20 protein-coding genes are annotated in these 20,822 nt (G+C 72.6%); 13 read left to right on the forward strand and 7 right to left on the reverse strand.

Translation table 11 applies throughout. The annotated features are described in order from the left end of the window. Nucleotides 1-195: 195 nt before the first annotated feature. Complete coding sequence (locus ABZV40_RS34090) at nt 196-1,236, forward strand: metallophosphoesterase (protein ID WP_355451055.1); 1,041 nt, start codon at nt 196-198, stop codon at nt 1,234-1,236. 219 nt (nt 1,237-1,455) lie between these two features. Here ABZV40_RS34090 and ABZV40_RS34095 read toward each other — a convergent pair whose 3' ends face one another. The 5 genes from ABZV40_RS34095 to ABZV40_RS34115 are packed head-to-tail and all read right to left on the reverse strand — an operon-like array spanning nt 1,456 to nt 6,212. After that, entirely contained in the window at nt 1,456-2,613 is a 1,158-nt protein-coding gene (locus tag ABZV40_RS34095; protein ID WP_355451058.1) for a saccharopine dehydrogenase family protein, read from the reverse strand. Next, the gene (locus tag ABZV40_RS34100; protein ID WP_355451061.1) at nt 2,610-3,647 is read right to left on the reverse strand and encodes a saccharopine dehydrogenase; all 1,038 of its coding nucleotides are present in this window, start codon (nt 3,645-3,647) and stop codon (nt 2,610-2,612) included. The genes ABZV40_RS34095 and ABZV40_RS34100 overlap by 4 nt, the downstream gene beginning before the upstream one ends. Then, nucleotides 3,644-4,627 carry a hypothetical protein gene (locus ABZV40_RS34105; RefSeq protein WP_355451064.1) on the reverse strand — a complete coding sequence of 328 codons (984 nt, stop codon included), beginning with the start codon at nt 4,625-4,627 and terminating at the stop codon, nt 3,644-3,646. The genes ABZV40_RS34100 and ABZV40_RS34105 overlap by 4 nt, the downstream gene beginning before the upstream one ends. After that, nucleotides 4,624-4,914, reverse strand: coding sequence for an acyl carrier protein (locus ABZV40_RS34110; protein ID WP_355451066.1), 291 nt, complete (start codon nt 4,912-4,914; stop codon nt 4,624-4,626). Before ABZV40_RS34110 ends, ABZV40_RS34105 begins: the two co-directional genes overlap by 4 nt. Then, nucleotides 4,911-6,212: a glutamate-5-semialdehyde dehydrogenase gene (locus tag ABZV40_RS34115; protein ID WP_355451069.1), complete on the reverse strand. Its 1,302-nt coding sequence runs from the start codon at nt 6,210-6,212 to the stop codon at nt 4,911-4,913. Before ABZV40_RS34115 ends, ABZV40_RS34110 begins: the two co-directional genes overlap by 4 nt. Nucleotides 6,213-6,758: 546 nt before the next feature. On the opposite strand from ABZV40_RS34115, the gene ABZV40_RS34120 reads away from it, so the two are divergent. The 12 genes from ABZV40_RS34120 to ABZV40_RS34175 all read left to right on the forward strand — a co-directional run bounded on the left by ABZV40_RS34120 (nt 6,759) and on the right by ABZV40_RS34175 (nt 18,348). After that, the gene (locus tag ABZV40_RS34120) at nt 6,759-7,718 is read left to right on the forward strand and encodes a hypothetical protein (protein WP_355451072.1); all 960 of its coding nucleotides are present in this window, start codon (nt 6,759-6,761) and stop codon (nt 7,716-7,718) included. Continuing rightward, nucleotides 7,715-9,205 carry an amino acid adenylation domain-containing protein gene (locus ABZV40_RS34125; RefSeq protein ID WP_355451075.1) on the forward strand — a complete coding sequence of 497 codons (1,491 nt, stop codon included), beginning with the start codon at nt 7,715-7,717 and terminating at the stop codon, nt 9,203-9,205. The genes ABZV40_RS34120 and ABZV40_RS34125 overlap by 4 nt, the downstream gene beginning before the upstream one ends. Further along, the gene (locus ABZV40_RS34130) at nt 9,205-9,483 is read left to right on the forward strand and encodes an acyl carrier protein (protein WP_355451078.1); all 279 of its coding nucleotides are present in this window, start codon (nt 9,205-9,207) and stop codon (nt 9,481-9,483) included. The genes ABZV40_RS34125 and ABZV40_RS34130 overlap by 1 nt, the downstream gene beginning before the upstream one ends. Further along, nucleotides 9,480-10,964, forward strand: a complete 1,485-nt coding sequence (locus ABZV40_RS34135; protein ID WP_355451081.1) for a class I adenylate-forming enzyme family protein — start codon at nt 9,480-9,482, stop codon at nt 10,962-10,964. Before ABZV40_RS34130 ends, ABZV40_RS34135 begins: the two co-directional genes overlap by 4 nt. Next, nucleotides 10,961-12,241: a type III PLP-dependent enzyme gene (locus ABZV40_RS34140; protein WP_355451084.1), complete on the forward strand. Its 1,281-nt coding sequence runs from the start codon at nt 10,961-10,963 to the stop codon at nt 12,239-12,241. Before ABZV40_RS34135 ends, ABZV40_RS34140 begins: the two co-directional genes overlap by 4 nt. Nucleotides 12,242-12,254: 13 nt before the next feature. Further along, nucleotides 12,255-12,503, forward strand: a complete 249-nt coding sequence (locus ABZV40_RS34145) for a phosphopantetheine-binding protein (protein WP_355451087.1) — start codon at nt 12,255-12,257, stop codon at nt 12,501-12,503. Next, nucleotides 12,500-13,690, forward strand: coding sequence for an acyl-CoA dehydrogenase family protein (locus tag ABZV40_RS34150; RefSeq protein ID WP_355451090.1), 1,191 nt, complete (start codon nt 12,500-12,502; stop codon nt 13,688-13,690). The genes ABZV40_RS34145 and ABZV40_RS34150 overlap by 4 nt, the downstream gene beginning before the upstream one ends. Beyond that, nucleotides 13,687-14,343 (forward strand): 4'-phosphopantetheinyl transferase superfamily protein, encoded by a 657-nt coding sequence (locus tag ABZV40_RS34155; RefSeq protein WP_355451093.1) that lies wholly within the window; start codon nt 13,687-13,689, stop codon nt 14,341-14,343. Before ABZV40_RS34150 ends, ABZV40_RS34155 begins: the two co-directional genes overlap by 4 nt. Further along, entirely contained in the window at nt 14,340-15,668 is a 1,329-nt protein-coding gene (locus ABZV40_RS34160; protein ID WP_355451096.1) for a TrpB-like pyridoxal phosphate-dependent enzyme, read from the forward strand. Before ABZV40_RS34155 ends, ABZV40_RS34160 begins: the two co-directional genes overlap by 4 nt. A 21-nt stretch (nt 15,669-15,689) precedes the next feature. After that, nucleotides 15,690-16,178: a flavin reductase family protein gene (locus ABZV40_RS34165; protein WP_355451099.1), complete on the forward strand. Its 489-nt coding sequence runs from the start codon at nt 15,690-15,692 to the stop codon at nt 16,176-16,178. 102 nt (nt 16,179-16,280) lie between these two features. Next, on the forward strand, nt 16,281-17,075 hold the full coding sequence (locus ABZV40_RS34170; protein ID WP_355451102.1) for an enoyl-CoA hydratase-related protein: 795 nt from the start codon (nt 16,281-16,283) through the stop codon (nt 17,073-17,075). Nucleotides 17,076-17,088: 13 nt separating this feature from the next. Next, entirely contained in the window at nt 17,089-18,348 is a 1,260-nt protein-coding gene (locus ABZV40_RS34175; RefSeq protein ID WP_355451105.1) for an aspartate aminotransferase family protein, read from the forward strand. A 61-nt stretch (nt 18,349-18,409) separates the two neighbouring features. On the opposite strand, the gene ABZV40_RS34180 is transcribed toward ABZV40_RS34175, so the two are convergent. Together ABZV40_RS34180 and ABZV40_RS34185 are read right to left on the reverse strand one after the other, a co-directional pair. Then, on the reverse strand, nt 18,410-19,384 hold the full coding sequence (locus tag ABZV40_RS34180; protein ID WP_355451108.1) for a DMT family transporter: 975 nt from the start codon (nt 19,382-19,384) through the stop codon (nt 18,410-18,412). A 189-nt stretch (nt 19,385-19,573) separates the two neighbouring features. After that, nucleotides 19,574-20,770 (reverse strand): vanadium-dependent haloperoxidase, encoded by a 1,197-nt coding sequence (locus tag ABZV40_RS34185; RefSeq protein WP_355451111.1) that lies wholly within the window; start codon nt 20,768-20,770, stop codon nt 19,574-19,576. Nucleotides 20,771-20,822 lie beyond the last annotated feature (52 nt).

A 20,822-nucleotide genomic window follows, 5' to 3' on the forward strand; every position in this document is an offset into this window, starting at 1 on the left:
TGAGCGAAATCCAGGCTCCGAACAGGCAAGACGTGCAGATCGGGTCGTAGTGGAAGGTTCCGTCACAGGCTTGCGGTTTCGCGCTTTCGGACCTTTCTGGTACGACTTCTGTTCATCCGGGTGCGACTGCAACGTCGTGCGTCGTTCAGCAGCGCGGCAGAGAGTCCAGCGGTGTTCGCCGGGAAGGGGAGAACTGTGAAAGCTCGTCGCATTGCTGTCATCGCCGCAAGTCTCACCCTGGCTGCGTTCGGGATCGGGCCGGCCGGTGCCGCGGTCACACCCGATCACGCCGACGACCACGGCAACGGGCACGGGGGCAGGTACACCTTCGCGGTGATCGGCGACATTCCTTACGGCGCCGACCAGATCGCCAGGTTCCCGCGCGTGGTGCAGCAGATCAACGATGATCCGCAGGTGCAGTTCGTCGACCACCTCGGCGACATCAAGAGCGGTTCGTCCGTGTGCAGCGACGAGTACTTCACCTGGGTGAAGGCGCAGTTCGACAGGTTCACCGATCCGCTGGTCTACACCGTCGGCGACAACGAGTGGACCGACTGCCACCGAACCAACAACGGCGCCTACAACCCGCTCGAACGTCTGGCCGAGATCCGCTCGGTCTTCTTCCCCGAGCCGGGCCACACCCTCGGGCAGCACCCGGCCGAGGTCATCTCGCAGGCCGCTCAGGGCATCCCGGAGGACGTGCGCTACACCCGCGCCGGCGTGGCGTTCGCCGGGCTGCACATCGTCGGCAGCAACAACAGCCTGGCTCCGTGGACCGGCAAGACCGGCCCGACCCCGGAGCAGACCGCCGAGGTGCTCACCCGCACCGCCGCGGTGATCCAGAGCATCCGCGACACGTTCGCTCAGGCCCGCACCGACCACAACAGGGCGGTTGTCCTGCTCACGCAGGCCGACATGTTCGACCCCACGGTTCCCAGCCCGTCCTATGAGGACTACTTCGCCTTCCAGCCGATCGTGCAGGCCATCGCCCGCGAGTCCGCCGGCTTCCACGGCCCGGTGTACCTGTTCAACGGCGACAGCCACGTCTACAACGACGACCAGCCACTCGCGGCCGGCTCCAAGTGGCTTTCCTTCTACGGCGTCGACCGGCCCGTGAACAACCTGACGCGCGTCACGGTCGACGGTTCCACCGCCGTGAACAACTACCTGCGCGTCACCATCGACCCCCGCGACCGCGCCGTCCTGAGCTGGACGCGGGTGCCGTTCACCTCATGACCGCCGGTCGGCCGGATCGACGACAATCGGATTCGCCGTGTCCGGGACTTCCGCGCGATGCCGTTGCTGGATGGCGGGTTTCCTCGCGTGTGGTCGGCGCGGCACCGGGGCGGAGAGCGCTTTTGTCCCTGCGGCTCAACCAAGTCGTTGAGTCGCAGGGACGAAAGCGCCCGATGCCTGGTTCGAGTGCGAAGTCCGGTTCGGACGGACGTCACCGCATCACGTGCTCGAAGACGCCGGCACCCTCAGCTCGCTTCGCACACCGTGCTGTGACAGGAAGTCCAGCCAGCGCGCGGCGGATTCCGCCGTCGCCCGGTGCAGGCCCGGCTCGGTGCGACCCGCCAGGAGGTCGGCCACCCCGCACGCCAGTGTCACCGACACCGTCCGCGCCATCGCGGTCTCTTCGCGGTCGCCCACCAGGTCCAGCACGTACTCGCCCGACCAGCGCCGCCCGTCCTCGGTCTCGAGGGTCAGCGCCACGGAGAGGACGACGCGGTCGAGGTCGTCGTCGTTCATCGGGTACTTCTCGGCCAGCTCGCCCGCCAGCGCGGTGACGCGGTCGTCGTCGTCCTCCCGCAGCACGGCGAACACCTCGGACCAGGCTCGGCGCCAGCCGTGCAGGCGCACGGTGCCCCGGACGAACGTCTCCAGCCGCCAGGCGCCGGGCACCTGGTACTGCCCGATGAACGGCACGCTGTCGCGGTTGGGATACACCTCGAACGTCTCGCCGTTGACGGTCTGAGGCCTGGTCGCCTCCCACGGCCTTTCCGCGACCCGCTCCCGTCCGTTCTCCACGTACCGGGCGGCCGTGCGCAGCGCCGTCAGCACGCTGCGCGGCGCCCAGCTGAAGCGGTAGCGGAACTCGTTCGGCTCGGCCGGGAGTCCACCGCAGTAGGACGTGAACACCGCCGACGCCGGGGTGTCCGCGCCGATCTCCGCCTTCGCGCGCTCCACGAGCAGGTGCGCGTACAGGTGGTCGATGCCGGGGTCGAGACCTGCCTCGGTCAGCACGACCACACCGCGGTCCGCGGCGTCCTGCCCGAGCGCGACGAGCTCGTCGGAGGCGTAGCTGGAGCACGCGAAGTGCGCGCTCCGGTCGAGGCACAGCCGCACCAGGGCCGGGTGCTCGGGCGCGGGCAGCATCGACACGACCACGTCGCCCGCGCGCAGCTCGGCGGCCAGCGCGTCGTGGCCGAACCGCCGCACGCCCGCCTTCCCGGTCAGGCCGAGCCCGGCCAGGCACCGCTCCGCCTTCTCCTCGGTGCGTGCCCACAGCACCACGTCGTGCGACGACGCGAGCACGCCCAGCCCGCTGCCGGTGGACAGTCCGGTGCCGATCCAGTGCACCCGGCCGGTGGGCGGGACGAGGTCGGTCATCGGGACGCCTCCTTCATCGATGTGACGGTGTCGTGGAACAGCCGCTCGCAGCGCTGCCAGGGCGAGGTCGACCGGGGCAGGTCCAGCAGCAGCGGCAGCAGGTCGGCGGAGAACGCGTCGGTGGCCTCCAGCGGCACCAGCGACGGGAGGTTGTCGATCGCGATGAGGTCCAGCGGCGGCTCGTCGCGCAGCGCCCGCGCAGGGCTCTCCCAGCTGGTCGTGCGGTCGTAGATCGGCAGGACGTTGAACGGCGAGCCGACGTCGCACGTCACGTCACACAGCGTCCGCAGCACACGCCCTGGCGCGTCGAGGTCGGCGGGCCGCAGGAACGGGGGCACCGGCGAGGACGTGAGCACGGCGTTGACCATGACGTCGTGCCGCAGCAACGCCGACCGGTCCAGATCGCGCGTCTCGGCGAGGTCCCAGCGCGTCGGTGTGACGCCGGCGGCCGTGAGCGCCCGGTCCGCGCCGCGACCGCACCGCCCCAGCGCACCGACGACCACCGCGTTCAGCGGGGCTCCGCCGGCCAGCCGCGCGTCCAGTTCGGGCACGGACGTGGGCCGCAGCGGTGCGTCGAGTTCGCCGCGGTGGTGCAGCACGGCCAGCGCCGCGCCGACGTACCCCGCCCAGTAGCCGAACGCCGCGAGCCGCCTGCCGGAGTCGTCGGTCAGGTACTCCAGGTCGAGCAGCACACCGCCACCCGCGTCGAACCGGCGCAGCAGCCGTTCCGCGCCTTCCTGCTGCTTGTAGGCGTGCCCGAAGAACACGTGCCGGTGCCGCAGCGCGGGTGGATCTTCCGGCAGCTCCTTCAGCCCGACGACCACGGCGTCCCCCGGTGCGTCGACCCAACTGCCCTCGTCGGCCACGGAGCAGCCCGCGGCGGCGTAGTCCTCGATCGGGTGCACGCGTTGCGCGGACCGCTCGACAGTCACGGCGAAGCCTTCGCGCACGAGCGAGGCGGCGTCGGCCGGCGTGATCGGCGCGCGGCGCTCGGTGGCCCGCACCTCGCTGCGCATCCACAGTTCGATCGTCATGTCGCGCAAAGGTAGTCGTAGCGACCGATCACCTGCTGGGCCGCGGTTTCCACCGCGTGCAGGTGGTCGAACGTCGCCTTGACCACGGTCGGCCTGGACCGGCCCCGTTCGGCGGACCGCACGGCGAAGTGCAGCGCCATCGGCAGGTCGCGCCACGCGGCGCAAGCGGCGAGGAACTTCTCGGCGTCCTGACCGGTGGGGTGCCGGGTGTGCAGCAGCCGTGCGTAGCGGAACGTGTGGTGCTGGGAGGCGGCCCACACGTCGTCGAGGAACCTCGCCCGGCCAGGGCGTTCGCCCAAGGCGATCCAGAACTCGCCCAGCGCCCCGATCGCGTCCGCCCCGAGCCGCCAGCCACCCGGCAGACCGGGGGAGCGGTGACCGCGGGGGCCGAGCACGAACCACCGGTAGCGGTCGGCCGGCGGTGGCGGCACGGGCACGCCGAACAGGTGCTCGTCGCGCAACCGGTGCTCGGGTCGCCGCACGGGGACCGGCGCCATCGCGGACAGCAGCGCGGCGTCCTCCACCCGCCCCTCGAACGGCTCCTGCCGTCCCTGCGGCAGCAAGGCGGAGAAGTCGTCCACGACGTGCCACCAGCCGCGGCCGCGGCCGTCCACCAGCAGCAGGTGCGGTGCGCTGTCCTCCGCGCGGGCGACCGACCACGGCAGCGCCGCGCTGGAGGCCGCGACGACGACCTGGCCGCGCCGGTCGAACTCCTCGGCGACGCCTGCCAGAGCGGATTCTCCGGTCGCCGCGGAGGCGTGCTCCAGCACGCCCTCCCTCGGCAGTTCGTGCAGGGGCACGGCGTGATGGGACACCGCGAGCGCGTCGCCCGGCAGGTCCACCCGCACGGCCAGGCGCACCGAGCGGGCGATGGCGTCGAGCGCGTCCGGGTCGTCGCGCAGCAGATAGCGGGCGAGGTTCGCGGTGTAGCAGCTCAACGCCCGTGTACCGGCCTCCTCGGGTGCGGTGGGCGTGCTCATCCGGCCCTCTGGCCCGTGCAGGTGGGCGTCACCACGTCCACCAGGTCGGCCACGGTGTGGAAGCTGCGGCCCGCGAAGAGGTCGTCCGGCAGTGTCACGCCCAGCTCGTCCTCCAACCGGATCAGCATGGACAGGAAACCGACCGAGGTCACCCGCAGCACCTCGCCGTTCAACGGCTCGGTGTCGCCCACCGTCGCCGGGTCGATCGTCAGCCTCGACTCGGCCACCACCATCTTCTTCACCGCCGCGTTCACCTCGTCGCGCACGCCGGCGTCCGCCTTCGTCATCGGTCCTCCCCTTCGGTGCCGTCGTGGCGGAACCGGACGGCCCCGCCCCCGTCGACCACCCAGCTCCTGGTGAGCAGGGCGGCCAGGCCGACCGGGCCGCGCACGTGCAGCCGGCCGGTGCTGATCGCGATCTCCGGGCCCGCGCCCATCGTGGGTCCGTCGTGCAGCCGCAACGAACCGTTGACCACGACGGCGGCCGCGTCGACGTGTGCGGTGAAGTGGTCGATCACCTCGGCCGAGCGGGCCACGACGCCTTCCGTGTGCCCGGTGCCGAACCTCCGCACGTGCCGCACCGCTTCGTCCACACCGGACACCACACGCACGCCCAGCGTGGTGTCCAGGAACTCCCGGCCGTCGTCGTTCCCGGCCAGTTCCAGCACTTCGAGCGCACCGGTCAGCTCGGCGGGCAGCCGCTCGGAGACCTCGGCGGGCACGCGCAGCACGAGCTCCCGCACGTCCGGCTCGTGCAGCTGGCCGATCAGCGCGGAGAAGAAGCCGTCGGCCAGGCCCTCGTCCAGCAGCAGCATCTCCAGAGCCGTGCAGCCGGCGGGGTCGGGCAGCTTGCTGTCGAGGACCAGGCGGACGGCCTCGTCCGGGTCGGCGGAGGAGTGCGCGTACAGGTGGTTGACGCCCGCGCCACCCGCGATCACCGGGATCCGGGACGCGGTGCGGCAGTACGACACGAGGCCCGCGCCGCCGCGGGGCAGCAGGACGTCGATCGCGTCGTCGCGCTTCATCAGCTCGCGCAGGCCGGCGCGGTCGGTGTCCAGCAACACCTGGGCCAGGTGCTCCGGCAGGCCGGACTCCCGCAGCGCCGACGCGATGACCCCGGCCAGCACGGCGTTGCAGCCGCGGCATTCGCTGCCTCCGCGCAGCAGCACGGCGTTGCCCGCGCACACCGCGAGCACGGCGCTGTCCAGCGTCACCATGGGGCGCGACTCGTAGACCATGAGCAGCACACCCAGCGGCCTGGCCACCAGGCGAGCCCGGCTGCGCCCGGCGCCCCGCACCTCCGGTCCCGGCGCGGTCACCTCAGGCAGGTCCTTCGCGACCCGCCGGGTCAGCTCGACCACGGCGTCGCGATGCGCGCCGGTCAGTCCCATCCGCTCGGCCATGGCGGGCGACAGGCCCGCGTCACGGGCGGATCGCACGTCCGCCTCGTTGGCGGCCAGCACCTCGTCCCAGCACTCCTCGAGGTGTCCGCGCACCGCGTCCGCGAAGGCCGTGTACGCCGGGTCACCCACCGGCGGAGCGGCGTCGGCCGCCCGGCGCGCGTTCGACACAATGGTTTCGATCATGGCTCCGTCCGGTTCTGCGATAAAGGTCGTCGACTTCACGGAAGCAGAAGTCCGTGCCACTCACAACTCCACCCGGCAAATGATCTGAAGAGTCAATGTCCGAAAAGGACGACGAAAAATTGTGACCCCTCCGGATCAATTCCCGGACAGCGCTGGTACGTCTGGAGCAAACCTGGTTGCGCCGGCCGGTAGGGGGGTGCGGCCGAGTGGCGTGGTTTGGCCAGGGTGATGACGTTTCGCTGCTGGTCCCGGCTGATCCATAAACCTGTTCGGTCAACTTTTTTCGCACTTGCGCCCCTCCTGGTGTGGCAGTACCAATGAACTGCGAGTTGTAATCGAAAGGCCCGGGCGGGTGCCGTCAAACAGTGAGCGGCTACCGGATCCCGGTCTGGGGAAACGTGGTTTGGCGCGTTCTGGTCGCGTGTACACGTATTCGTGCGCGCCTCTTCGGCGTGTGTGTTCGTTTGAGCAAGTCGGTTATTCGTTCTAGGGGGGAATTGCGTGGTCGCATTTGTCCAATCGCTCGCGTTCGCACCGTGCGCGGCTTTGTTGAACCGGGTCGACTCAGCTCTGCTGGACTGCGTCTCCGACGACCTCGCCCTGCTGCTGGCGCAGGCCGGGGTGGACGACGTCCGCACCCCGTTCGCGTCCCGCTGGAAGTTCTGCCTGATCGAGGACTCCGACGGGCCGCCCCGGCTGAACCTGCCGTCCCGAGACCAGGACACGTGGCTCGCCACGCGAACCGGGTTCACGCCCCGCTGGCGTGACGTCGGCGGTGACGTCGCAGCGGCCGTGCTGGCCTGGCACGCCGAACTGCACGCGGGCAGGGCCGTGCTGGTCGTCGGCGACGCCTTCCACATGCCGTGGCTGCCGTACCACCGCAACGAGCACATGGCGCACGGGTTCGTCGTCGAGGGGATCGATCCGCTGGGTGAGTCCAGGGAACCGGTGCTGCACGTCGTCGACCCCTACGACAACGCCACCGCCTACGGCCGCGCCGTGCCGCTGAGGGCCAAGGTCGGCCTGGCGGACGTGGCGCTCGCGCTCGGCGACGGTTCGTGGGCCGTGCTCGACCGCGTCGGCGAGCCCACGCCGGTCGACGTGCCGCACCAGGTCGGCACCAACGCGGAGGGAATCCTCGCCGCCGAGCGGGACGGCTCGTTCGACCGGCTGCTCGACGGGCACGCCGACCTCGGCAGGGAGGCCGTGGAGAACCTGGCGCTGCAGATCTGGCTGCTCGTCCGGGACCGGTCGCTGCACCGGCTGTGGCTGATCGACGAGCGCGCGGAGCTGCGCCGCATCGGCGTGGAGGAACTGCCCGCCCGGTTCGAGGCCGAGCTGGTTCCCGCGTGGCGCAAGGCGTCCGAAATGGCCTACGTCGCCACCCGCCGCGTCCACGCCGGCCGGGCCGCGCCGCGTTCGGTGCTCGACGCCGTCCGGATCGCTACCGAGCAGGAGACCGCCGTCGCCCGCTGGGTGGTCGAGACGACGAGGAGCGCCGCATGATCACCGTGCTCGATCGCGTCCTGGCCGCGGCTCGGCGCACACCGGACGCCACCGCCCTCGTCGACGCCGCCGGTGCGACGATCTCCTACCGCGAGCTCACCACCGCCGTCGACGGCCTGGCAGCGGCGCTGCTGCACCGGGTCGTCCCCGGCGGCCGGGTCGCCGTGGTCAGCACCAAGCGGCCGGGCACGGTGCTCGCGATGCTCGCCGTGCTGCGGGCCGGATGCGCCTACGTGCCGGTCGACCCGTCCGCACCGCAGGAGCGGCAGCGGTTCGTCGTGGCCGACTCGGCGTGCGCCGTCGCCATCGGCGGCGACGACCTCGGCGTCCCCGCCGTCACCGCACCGGGCACCCCGGCGTCCGGCTTCCCGCGGCTGCACCCCGACGACGAGGCGTACGTCCTCTACACCTCCGGTTCCACCGGTACGCCCAAGGGCGTCGTGATCACCCACCGCAACGCCGCCGCGTTCGTCGACTGGGCCGCGGCCGCGTTCCCGCTGCGGCCGGGCGACCGGGTGGCCGTGCACGCGCCGCTGCACTTCGACCTGCCCGTCTACGACGTCTACGTCGGGCTGGGCGCGGGCGCGGAGCTGCATCCCGTGCCGGAGCGGCACGCGTTGTTCCCCCAGGCGCTGCACCGGTTCCTCGTCGAGCGCGCGATCACGCACCTGTACGCGGTGCCGTCGGCGTTGACCGCGTTGCTGCGGCGCTCGACGCTGCGCGCCGACGGGCTGCCCGCACTGCGGCGCGTCCTGTACGCGGGGGAGGAGTTCCGCGCCGCCGCGCTCGCCGAGCTGATGCACGCGCTCCCACAGGCGACGGTGGCCAACCTCTACGGCCCGATCGAGACCAACGTCATCACCAGCCACGTGCTGGACGGCCCACCCGATCCGGACGGCCGCGTCCCCGTCGGGCGCCCGGTCGACGGCACTCTGATCGGCCTGCTCGGAGCGGACGGCACGGCGTCGTTCGACGGCGCCGGCGAGGGCGAGCTGGTGGTGACCGGCGACTGCGTCACCCCCGGCTACCTCGGCCGGCCGGACCTCACGGCTCGCGCGACGGTCGAGCTGCCGACCCCCGCCGGACCGCGCCGCTGCTACCGCACCGGCGACATCGCCCGCCGTGACGCGGACGGCCTGCTGCACCTGCTGGGCCGCCGCGACGGACTCGTCAAGACGCGCGGCTACCGGGTCGAGCTGGGTGACGTGGAGGCCGCCGCCGGCACCCACCCGGACGTGGCCGAGGTGGTGGTCGTCGCCGTTTCCGACCCCGAGCTGACCCACCGGCTGCACGCGCTGGTCGTGCCCCGGCCCGACCGCGGCGCGCTCACCGGGGCGGACGTGCTCGCGCACTGCCGGGCCAGGCTGCCCGGCTACATGGTGCCCGGCGCCGTGCACGTCGTGCCGGACCTGCCCCGCACCAGCACCGGCAAGGTCGCCCGCGCCGACCTGCCCGCCCTCGTCACCACCATCGGGAAGGAAGTCTGATGCGGCCCCAGAGACAGGAACTGGCCGACCGGGCCGCGCACGCGGTGGCCGCGGTGCTCGGCACACCACCGGGCGCGCCGCGTTCGGCGCACTCGCTGTTCGACCTGCCGGGCTTCGACTCGATCGCGGTCGTCGCCGTGCTGGAACGCCTGGAGACCGACCTGGGCGTGGAAGTCCCCGCGGACCTGATCGTCCCCGAGGCGTTCGACTCGCTGGACTCGCTCACCGACCTGCTCGCGACCACCGTCGCCGGCGCGAACCGGGAGGCGGTCCGATGACGGCCTTCCTGCTGCACCACCTGCTCGACCGGCGGGCCGAACTGACCCCCGACGCACCCGCCGTGCGCCGCGGCGAGCAGACCTGGACCTACCGGGACCTGCGCACCAGGTCCCTCGCCTGCGCCCAGTGGCTGCGCGGCCGGGGTGTCACGCGCGGCGACCGGGTGCTGCTGCTCGCACCGCACGCGCTGGAGACGACCGCGCTCGTGCACGCCTGCTCCCGGCTCGGCGCGCTGCACGTCGTGCTCAGCGACCGCATCCGCCCCTACCACCTCGACCACATCCTCGGCGACAGCGAGCCTCGGCTCGTCCTGGCCACGGACGAGGCCGCCGACCGCCTGTCGGTCGACGTGCCCGTGCACCGGCTGGCCGAGCTGCCCGCCACGCCGTCCGAGCCCCTGCCCGCCGGCGACCCGTGCGCGGGCACCGACCCGGTCGCACTGATCTACACGTCGGGCAGCACCTCCATGCCCAAGGCGGTGATCTCCACCCACGCCCAGGTGCTGTTCGCCGTGGCCGCCATCCAGGCGCGGCTGGGCTACCGCCCCGACGACGTGGTGTTCTGCTGCCTGCCCCTGTCCTTCGACTACGGCCAGTACCAGATGTTCCTGTCCTGCCGGGCGGGAGCGTGCCTGGTGGTCGGCGACGACGGCGACGCCGGCCCCGCGCTGCTGCGCCGGCTGTCCGAGCACGGCACCACGGTGTTCCCGCTGGTGCCGAGCCTCGCCTCGACCCTGGGCCGGCTCGTGGGCCGCGCCGGCGGGCCTCCGCAGCGGCTGCGGATGGTGACCAACACCGGCGCCGCGCTGCCGGTCACGGCGTCCGTGCGGCTGCGGGAGGCCGTGCCGGGGCTCGACGTCGTGGCCATGTTCGGCCTGACCGAGTGCAAGCGCGTCTCCATCGCCGAGCCGAACGCCGACCTGACCCGGCCGGGCTCGTGCGGCCTGCCCCTGCCCGGCACCGAGGCCTACGCCGCCGACGAGGACGGTCACCGTCTACCGGCGGGCGAGGCCGGTGAACTGGTGGTGCGCGGACCCAACGTGATGGCCGGGTACTGGCGCGCGCCGGAGCTGACCGCCCGCCGGTTCCGCCGCGACGCGTTCGACCAGCCGGTGCTGCACACCGGAGACCGCTGCCGCTTCGACGAGGACGGTCATCTGTACTTCATCGGCCGCGACGACGACATCTACAAGCAGCGCGGCATCCGGGTGAGCTGCCTGGAGATCGAGGCGGCGGCACTGGACGTGCCGGGGGTGGAGCTGGCCGCCGTGCTGCCGCCGGACGACTCGTCCGGGTCGCGGCTGGCGGTCGCGGGCGACCTCCTCGTGCCGTACCTGGTGGAGCAGCTGGGGGACCGGCTGGAGGAGCAGAAGCTGCCGAGCCAGGTGGTGGTGCTCGACGCCCTGCCGCTCAGCGTGAACGGCAAGGTGGACAAGAAGGGGCTGGCGGAACTGCTGGCCCGCCGGGGCGGTGCACGATGACCGCGCTGAACGACGCGGGCACCCGGTGCGCCACCACCGCGCCCGCCGCGGAACACGTCGCAGACCTCGTCGGCACGCCCGCCTACGTCTACGACCTCGCCGCCGTCGAAGCCGCCCACGCCGACCTGCGGCGCGCGCTTCCGCACCCGTCGGTCCTCTACTACTCGCTGAAGGCCAACCCCCACCCGGCAGTCGTCGGCACCCTCGCTCGCCTCGGGTGCCGTGCCGAGGTCAGCTCGGACGGCGAAGTCGACGCGGCGCTGGCGGCGGGCGTGCCCCCGGGCGAGGTGCTGCTCACCGGGCCGGGCAAGTCCGGCGCCGTGCTGGAGCACGCGCTGCGCCTCGGGGTGACCCGGTTCTCCGTCGACTCGCCCACCGACCTGCGGGCGGTCGGCGAGCGCGCGGCGAGGCACGGGGTCGAGGCGAGGTGCCTGCTCAGGGTCAACGCGGACGAGGGGGTGGCGGGCACCGGCCTGACCATGACCGGCACGGCCTCGCAGTTCGGCGCCGACGCGTCGTGGGTCGCCGCCGACCCGGCGTCGTTCCTCGGTCACGCCGCCGCGGTCGTCACCGGCCTGCACCTCTACATGGGCAGCAACTTCCTCGACGAGGACGCGCTGGTACGCCAGTTCGAGGTGGCCGTCGACCTCGCCACCGCGCTGTCCGGCCGGCTCGGGCGGCTGGAGGAGGTCGACCTCGGCGGCGGGTTCGGGGCGCCCTACGCACACCGGGGTGAGCGGCCCCGGTTCCCCGGGCTGGCCGCGCGGCTCACCGTTCTGCTGGACCGGCGGTTGCCGGGCTGGCGGGACGGCGCGCCGCTGATCGCGTTCGAGTCCGGCCGTCACCTCGTCGGCGACTCCGGTGCGCTGGTCACGCGGGTCGTGGACGTCAAGTCCTCCAAGGGGGAGCTGTTCGTCGTCCTCGACACCGGCGTCAACCACCTCGGCGGCATGTCCGGTCTGCGCCGGCTGCCCCGGCTCGCGCCCGACGTCGTGCCCCTCGGACGGCGGGAGCCGGGCGAGGTGACCGCGACGCTGGTCGGTCCGCTCTGCACGCCGCTGGACACGCTCGGCCGCGGTATCCGCATGCCCGCCGTGCGCCCCGGTGACCTCGTCGTCGTGCCCAACGTGGGCGCCTACGGGCTCACCGCGAGCCTGCTCGGCTTCCTGGGCCACACCCCTCCCGCCGAGGTGGTGGTGCGCGGCGACACCGTGCTCGACGTGTCGCGCCTGCGTCTCGTGCGGGGCACGGCGCAACCCCCGGTCCACAGTGGATGAAAGGACGAAAACCGTGGAAGAGAACGCCTTCGACGCGGTCCTGCGCCGGCACCTCAAGAACCTGCCGGAGGGCGCGGAACTGCCGCAGGACGCGCCGCTCAAGAAGTTCGGCCTGGACTCGATGCAGGCCGTGGAGCTGCTGTTCGACCTCGAGGACGAACTGGGCGTCGTGCTGCCGGACGAGATGATGACCGGCGACACCTTCGCCACCGCCGAAAGTCTGCGCCGGGCCGTGGACGACTCCGCCGTGGGGACGTCGTGACGACCACCCAGGCCCGGCCGGCCGCGCGCCAGGAGATCGGCGACCGGGTCGCGGCGGTGCTGCCGGTGCTGCGCGAACACGCCCGGCGGGTCGACGCGGACGCCTCGTTCCCCACCGCACCACTGGAAGCGTTGCGGCGCTGCGGGTTGATGGGCCTGCTGGTGCCGACGGCGCACGGCGGGCTCGGCGGCGGACTGGACGACCTCGTGCGCGTCGCCGCCGAGCTGTCCGGCGAGTGCCTGTCCACCGGCATGATCTGGGCGATGCACTGCCAGCAGGTCGCGGCGCTGGCCGTGCACGCGGGTCCGGAGCTGCGGGCCGGCCTGCTGCCCCGGCTCGCCGCGGGTGAGGTGTACGTCGCCTCGGTCACCAGCGAGAAGGTCAAGGGCGGCCACCTGCTCAGCGCCCACGCGCCACTGCGCCGCGAGGGCGGCCGGGTGCACGTCGACCGCGACGCGCCGATCGTCACCGGTGGTTCGGACGCCGACGGCTTCCTGATCACCATGAAGGACTCCGAATCGGCGCAGCCGGCCGAGGTGTCGCTGGTCTACGCCGACCGCGCGCAGCTGACCGTCACGCACGCCGAGGGCTTTTCCTGGGACCCGATGGGGATGCGCGGCACGCACAGCGGACCGCTGCACCTGTCCGGCGTGGTCTCCGAGAGCGCGATCGTCGGCGGCGCGGGAGGGTTCCGCGAGGTGGCGCTGCGCACGTTCGTCCCGGTCGGCCACATCGCGTGGGCGTCGTGCTGGCTCGGTGCCGCGCGCGGGGCGTTGCGGGCCGTGCTCGAGCTGGTGCGCAGCCCCGTCGGCCGCAAGCAGTTCGCCCTCGACTCGGACCTGCTGCGCGCCCGGCTGGCCAGGGTGCGGCTCGACCTCGACACCACGGCCGCGCTCCTCGCGCAGGTGGTGCGCGACACCGGTCTCGCGCCCGATCCGGAAGCGCCCGACGTGCAACTGCGCCTCAACGGGCTGAAGGTGCACGCCGCCGAACGCTCGTTCGCCGTCGTGGACACCCTGATCGAGGTGGTCGGCCTGCGGCACGGCTACCTGCGTGACGCGTCGCTGCCGCTGGAGCGGTTGTTCCGCGACCTCAGGTCGGCGTCGCTGAACTACGCGAACGACCGGCTGCTCGGGGCCAACGGGGCGCTGGTGCTGGTCGACCGCGGGGTGGGGCTGGCGCTGTGACCGCGTCCACGACCCTCACCGTGCCCGTCCTGACCGTGCCCGCCGGTCCGGGACTGCGGCCGGCGCACGTCGCGGTCGTCCCGGCGGACGCCACCGGCACGAGCTTCGCCGACGAAGCCGAGCACGCCGCCGCCGAGGGCATGGGACCGTTGCGCGCCAACGAGTTCCTGCGCGGACGGTCGTTGCTGAGGCAACTCGTGGCCATGGTGCTCGGCCACCGTGCGGCGGCCCGGCCGCTGCGGACCACCGGCCGCGGCAAGCCGTTGCTGCTGCCCGGAATCGGCGTCTCCGTCTCGCACACCGACCGCCACACCGCCGCGGCCGTGTGGACCGGTGGCGACATCGGCGTCGACGTCGCCGAGCCGCCCGAACCGCTGCACCGCGGACTGGTCCACCGCTGCTGCGGCCCGCACGCGACCGACGTGCTCGCCCGGCCCGACGCGGCCTGCGCGTTCAGCCGCGTCTGGGCCGTCCAGGAAGCGTGCGTGAAGGCCACCGGCATGGGGCTGGCCGACCTGCCGTGGCGCATCCCGGTCCACCCCGACGCGCGCGAGGGCCGGTGGCGCCACATCCGCTGGCGCCGGGTGGACGCCGAACCGCCCTGCGCCCTCGCCCTGGCCGTCCGGCCGTCCCACCACGAGGAGATCCGGTGACCACACCGCCCACTGCCTGGTACAACGTCCTCGCCGACCTCGACTTCGAGCTGCCGCCGGACCTGCCGCCGCCCGCGCGGCCCGAGGACGCCCGGCTCGACCCGCAGGTGCCGCTGAGCCTGATCCGTCAGGAGGTCACGCGCGAGCGCTGGGTGCCGATCCCCGAGGAGATCGCCCGGCGCTACGCCCAGTGGCGCGTCACGCCGTTGCGCCGCGCCACCGAGTTCGAACAGGCGCTCGGCACCCGCGCCCGCATCTACTACAAGTACGAGGGCGGCAACCCGTCCGGCAGCCACAAGCTCAACACCGCCATCGCCCAGGCCCACTACTACCGGGCGGCCGGCGCCAAGCGGCTCGCCGTCGCCACCGGTGCGGGACAGTGGGGCACGGCGGTCGCCACGGCGTGCCACCTGTTCGGCCTGGAGTGCGTGGTCTACATGGTGCGCACCAGCCTGGAGAACAAACCGCACCGTCGCACCATCATGGAGATGCTGGGCGCCGAGGTGATCGCGAGCCCCAGCGACGGCACCGCGGCGGGCCGCCGGTTCGCCCACGAGCACGCGGGCACCCTGTCCATCGCGCTGGCCGAGGCGATGGAGGCCACCCGCGAGCCCGGCACCCGGTTCTGCGCGGGCAGCGGCGAGACGTATTCGTTGCTGCACAACACCGTCATGGGCCTGGAGGCGATCGACCAGCTCACCGAGTGCGGTGAACGGGCGGACGTCGTGATCGCCGGGCTCGGCGCGGGCAGCAACTTCGGCGGGCTCGCCTTCCCGTTCCTGCGCGGCGATCAGGGCCACGTGCGGTGCGTGTCGGTGGAGCCCGCCGCGTGCCCGAAGCTCACCAGGGGCCGGTACGCGTACGACTTCACCGACAGCTCCGAGCAGAACCCGTTGCAGAAGATGTACACGCTGGGCTCGCGGTTCACTCCGCCCCGGATGCACGCGGGCGGTCTGCGCTACCACGCCACGGCGAAGGTGATCAGCGCCCTGTACGACCGAGGCCTGATCGAGGCGACCGCCTACCAGCAGCGCGAGGTGTTCGAGTCCGCCGTGCTGTTCGCCCGCAGTGAGGGCCTGGTACCGGCACCCGAGAGCGCGCACGCCGTGCACGGCGCCGTCGTCGAGGCCGCCAAGGCCGACCGCGACGGCAGGTCACCGGTGATCCTGTTCTCGCTCAGCGGGCACGGCCTGTTCGACATGAGCTCCTATCGGTCCTATTTGGATGGTCATGTGGACGAGGAGGTGGTGGTCACCGACGAGGACATCGAGCGGTCGCTGGCACACCTGCCGCCGCAACCAGAACACCAAGCGGCCGGCGTCTGACGGCCGCTGGAGGAGGACGCCATGCGCACCCAGGACCGGCTCGCCGCCGGTACCGAGTTCCGCGACTTCATGACCCAGTGGCCCACCGGCGTCACGGTCATCACCACCGGCGACGGTGCCACCCCCGTGGGGTGCACCGTCAACGCGATGATCTCGCTGTCGGTCCGGCCACCGACGCTGCTGGTCTCGCTGGCCACCTGCAGCGGCACCCTCGGCGCCATCCGCAGATCACGGCTGTTCGGCGTGAGCGTCCTGTGCTCGCGGCAGGCGGACCTGTGCGGGCGCTTCGCCACCGGTGCCCAGGCCGACCGCTTCCGGGACGTGCCGGCCCACGTCGTGCACGGCGTGCCGCTGCTGGCCGGCGCCGCCGCCGCGATGGTCTGCGACCTGCGCGACGAGCTCGTCTACGGCGACCACGTGCTGCTGGTCGGCGTGCCGCTGTGGCACGAGGTCGACACCGCCAGCTCACCGCTGGTGCTGCACCAGCGGGCGTTCCGCGCACTCGGCTAGGAGAGAGGTTTGTGGATGAAGGGCGCCTTCATCCACACCAGGTGGAGGAAGGAACCCTTCATCCACCTCACCGGACGGGCTATCTGCTCAGGAGGGCTGCCAGTGGACTTCCGGACGTTCTCGGTGCACCACGCCGGCGGCGGTGTCGCCGAGGTCGTGCTCGACGGCACCGGTGAGGGCAACGTGATGGGCGGTCTGGTGTGGACGGAACTGCCCGCGCTGGTGGCCGCGCTCGACGCGGACGCGGACGTGCGGGCCGTCGTGCTGCGGGGCGCGGGGGAGTGTTTCAGCGGCGGCCTCGACCTGCGGTGGTACCTCCCGCACTACCGCAGGCTCGCCCGCGGCACCGACCTGCCCGCGCGGCTGCTCGCCGAGGCGACGTCGATGCAGGACGCGCTCGGCGCGGTCAACCGCAGCAGGCTCGCGTGGATCGCCGCCGTCCACGGGCCGTGCGTCGGCGCGGGCCTCGATCTCGCGTCGGCGTGCGACATCCGGCTCGCCTCGGCCTCGGCGTCCTTCTCGCTGCGCGAGGTGCGGCTCGGGATCGTGGCCGATCTCGGTGGCCTGCAACGGCTTCCGCACGTCATCGGCACGGCCGCCACCAGGGAGCTCGCCCTCACCGGCCGCGACGTCGGCGCGCCGGAGGCCCTGGCGCTGGGGCTGGTCACCAGGGTCGCTCCCGACGCACGCGCGCTGCGGGAGGACGCCCTCGCCACCGCCCGGCAGATCGCCGGGCACCCGCCCGCCGCCGTCGCGGGCGTCAAGGCCGTGCTCGACCGCACCAGGGACCTTCCCGTCGCCGACGGGTTGCGCCACGTGGCGCTGTGGAACGCGGCGTTCCTGCCGTCCCCGGAGTTGCCCGGCCTGCTCGCCGCGGCGCTCAAGTCGTCACATTGAGCCAGGAGGAACGATGAGCGAGACCACCGCGCTGTGGTTCAGCGCACTGACCAGGGACACCTCGTCGGAGGAGGTGCGCGGCCGGGCGCTCGTGTCCGGCCGGGGCTGCCACGTCACCGACGCGAGCGGCCGCGAGTACCTCGACGCGCGGTCGGCGCTGTGGAACGCGAGCCTCGGGTACGACAACCGGGCCGTCGCCGACGCCGTGTCCCGCCAGCTCGCGACGCTGCCGGTCGCCCAGTCGATCCGGCACGACCAGCCCGCGGAGATCACCCTGCGCTACGCCGAGCGCCTGGTCGCCGTGCTGCCGGAGCACCTGCGGCACGTGCGGTTGTGCACCACCGGCGCCCAGGCCGTGGAGGGCGCGGTCTTCCTGTCGCGCTTCACCCGCATCGTCGCCGGCGACCCGGACCGCACGCACGTGGTGGCCCAGCTCGACGGCTACCACGGCATCGGCGGCCTGGCCACCGCGATCACCGGCGAGCCGGAGGTGCACGCGCTGCACGGACCGCTCACGCCGGGCGTGCACCACGTGCGCCCGTGGGACCTCGGCCACCTGCGCGCCGAGGTCGAGCGGATCGGCCCCGGCCGGATCACCGCGATCGTGCTCGAACCGGTGCTGGGCACCGGTGTGGTGGAGGCGCCGCCCGGTTATCTCGCCGAGGTGCAGCGCCTGTGCCACGAGCACGGCATCCACTTCGTGATCGACGAGGTGTCCACCGGGTTCGGTCGCACCGGCGCGCTCACCGTCACCGGAGAGCTCGGACTGCGGCCGGACATGCTGTTGCTGAGCAAGGGGATCAGCTCCGGCTACGTCCCGCTGGCCGCGATCGCCACCACCGCCGAGGTGCTGGCCGCGGCTACCGCGCGGCCCGATGTCGTGCTGCCGCACGGTTCGACCGGCGACGGCAACCCGGTGGCGGCCGCCGCGGGACTGGCCGTCCTCGACGAGCTGGCGGACGGCCGCGTGCTGGCAGGTGTCCGCGAGCGGGGCGCGCAGCTGGAGCGGGCGCTGGCGGAGCTGGACGGCGTGCTGAGGGTGCGCGCCAGGGGCCTGATGATCGGCGTCGACCTCGACGCGGACGCCGGCACCGTGGCCGACCTGCGCCTGCGCTGCCGAGCGGAGGGCTTGCTGCTGTCGACCGCGGGCAGCACCGTCATCCTGACGCCCCCGCTGGTCATCACCGCCGCGGACTGCGAGGAACTGGTGGCCAAGCTCGACCGGTCGATGCGGGCCACGCTGCCCGCCAGGGTCGCCTCGTACGCGGGCTGACCTGAACGCCGTCACGGCGGGGGCGTGCTCTCAAGGCACGCCCCCGCCGACGTCCGCGGGATCAGGCCTGGCCGGCCGGCACGGGCTGTGCGGCGGCCGCCTGCTGCTGCACGCGGATGACGAGCACCACGCCGACCATGATGAGCGTGAACCCCAGCACCTGACCCAGCGGTGGCCACTCCTGCCGCGCCGCGTAGACGTAGGTGTAGCCGGACAACGTCTCGACGTTCACCAGCATCCCGGCAACGGTGGGGGAGAGCTTCGCGGAAGCGGCGTTCCACAGCCACGTCGCCACCCACGACACCAGAACGCCCAGCACGATCGCGACGACCAGGAACCCCGCGACCCCCGTGCCCCCTGGTGCCACGCTCAACTGCCCCGCCACCGCGGCCAGCGGCAGCGCCACCACCGTGACGGCGCCGGTCGCGACACCGACCACCGTGGCCCACTGCCCGGCGGGCACATCGGGGTTGTTCGCCATGAACTCGGCGTTCGCGATGCCGTACCAGGTCCACAGCGCCACGGCGGCAACGCACGCGAGCAGGCCGAACACCTTCGTCGTCACCGACGTCGGCTCAGTGGCCTGGGCACCGGAGATCTCCAGCCCGTTCACCACCACCAGGCCGATCGCCACCAGCGTGACCGGCAGCGCCAGGCTGCGCCAGGAACACAGCCTCGACACCCGGTTGCCCACCAGCGCCATCACCACCGGGATGCAACCGATCACCATGTTCGTGACCGGTGCGCCGACGGTCTGGATGCCGACGACCAGGAGCAGGTAGTACCCGGCGTTGCCGGCGATGCCGAATCCCAGGGCGGCCAGCCAGTGCCGCCGGGCGATCCGCCGCACCGCCGCGCCACCCAGGACGAACAGCGCCAGGGACAGCGCCCCGTAGGCGAGATACCGGCCGGCCGTCACGGCCACCGCCGACCACCCGGTCAGCAGGTCCGGCAGCACGAACGCGAGACCCCAGACGAGACCTGCGCTGACACCGGCTCCGAGCGCCACCGCGCCCGAACCGCGGCCGAAGGACATGGCGACTCCTCCCCTGAGTCCTGTGGGAAGAGGTTGCACGGATCGGCCGGGCGGTAAACGACGCGGTCACGTCCCTCCGCGAGCTCCATCGCCTGCGGCGACAACGCGATGCCGGAACCGCTGAGGTGGTCGAGCCCGGTGAGATCGCCCTTCAGCCCGTGGTCAGGTCGACCCCTTCGCCGTTGAACGTCACCGGACGTTCCTCACCACGACGCGGGCCACGTCCGATCCGATGCGTTGGCCCGAGATGTGGTCGATGCGGCTGTGCACGCCGGCGAAGATCCGGCTTTCCCCGGCCTCGTCGGCCACCTGCTGGAACGTCTGGAAGTGCCGGGCGGTGCCCGGCGACACCTCGGACGTCACCGACAGCATCTGGTGAGCGCCGAGTTCGTGCCGCAGGATCGTCGCGCCCGCTTGGGAGATCACGCTGTGCGCGCCGGGGTACGCCGGGTCGGCCGGGGTGGTCGCCAGGCTGTTCCAGGCGGGGTTGGCCGTGGTCGCCGGGTTGCCGTCGGTGTCGGCCAGCCGGACCGCGGTGATCGGCCGCCAGATCCGGTAGTGGTACTTGGCGTCGTAGAAGGCGATCACGGCGTCGGCGAACGCGAGGTTGAGCCGGGCGAACACCCGCGCGGCCTTCGCCGTGGAGACGGTGGTCAGTGCGGACTGGGCAATCTCGTTCCAGTAGTTCCAGATCGGCGCGGCCCAGAACTTCGCCTGCGCGGTCTGGTCGGCGGTACGAGCCGCGCTGGTGTCCTGCCCCAGCGAAGCGACCTCGTTCGCGGCGGTCCCGTACCGCGCGCTCGTGAGGTCCGGGTACCGGCCTGGCCGGAAGACATCGGCCCGGACCAGCACGAACGGCCGCACGGCCGGCCAGTGGGTGAACACAGCCGGCGCGAACCCGGGCGGGGTCGGGCGGTACTGGCCAGGTTCGCCGCCTGGTGGGATCGCGGGTGGGGTGGCCGTCGAGCCGTCGTTGGCGCGTGCGCGGAGGATCTGCCGGGCGGCCTGCCTGCCGGCGCGGATTCCGGGCTCCGGGTCGTGAGCAGTGGCCAGTTCACGGGCCAGTTGGGCGGCGAAGTCGGCGGCCATCGCCGGATACAGGCTCGCCAGCACGTCGTGCGCAGCCTGGGCCGCGGCGGCCTCGTGCGACCGGGTGGCGGTCACGGCGTCGTGGACGGCCGCGTGCATCATCGCGAAACTGCGCGTGGGATGCACGGTGGCGGGATGTGCCCCGGGAGCTCGGACGATCCGCAACAACGTGCGGTTCCAGGCGATGACCGGCGTGCTGGTGGCCGGTTCGGCGAGGACGGGCAGGCCGGTGACGGCCAGCGCGGCAGTCGTGCCGCCGATGACAAGAAGGCTCCTGCGGGAAAGTGGTGTGGTCACGCAAGGGATACGGGCGGAGGTTACGTGTAACCCGGCTGCGTATCCATGGGCA

The sequence above is a fragment of the Lentzea sp. NPDC004782 genome, from assembly GCF_040609115.1.
GTDB lineage: Bacteria > Actinomycetota > Actinomycetes > Mycobacteriales > Pseudonocardiaceae > Lentzea.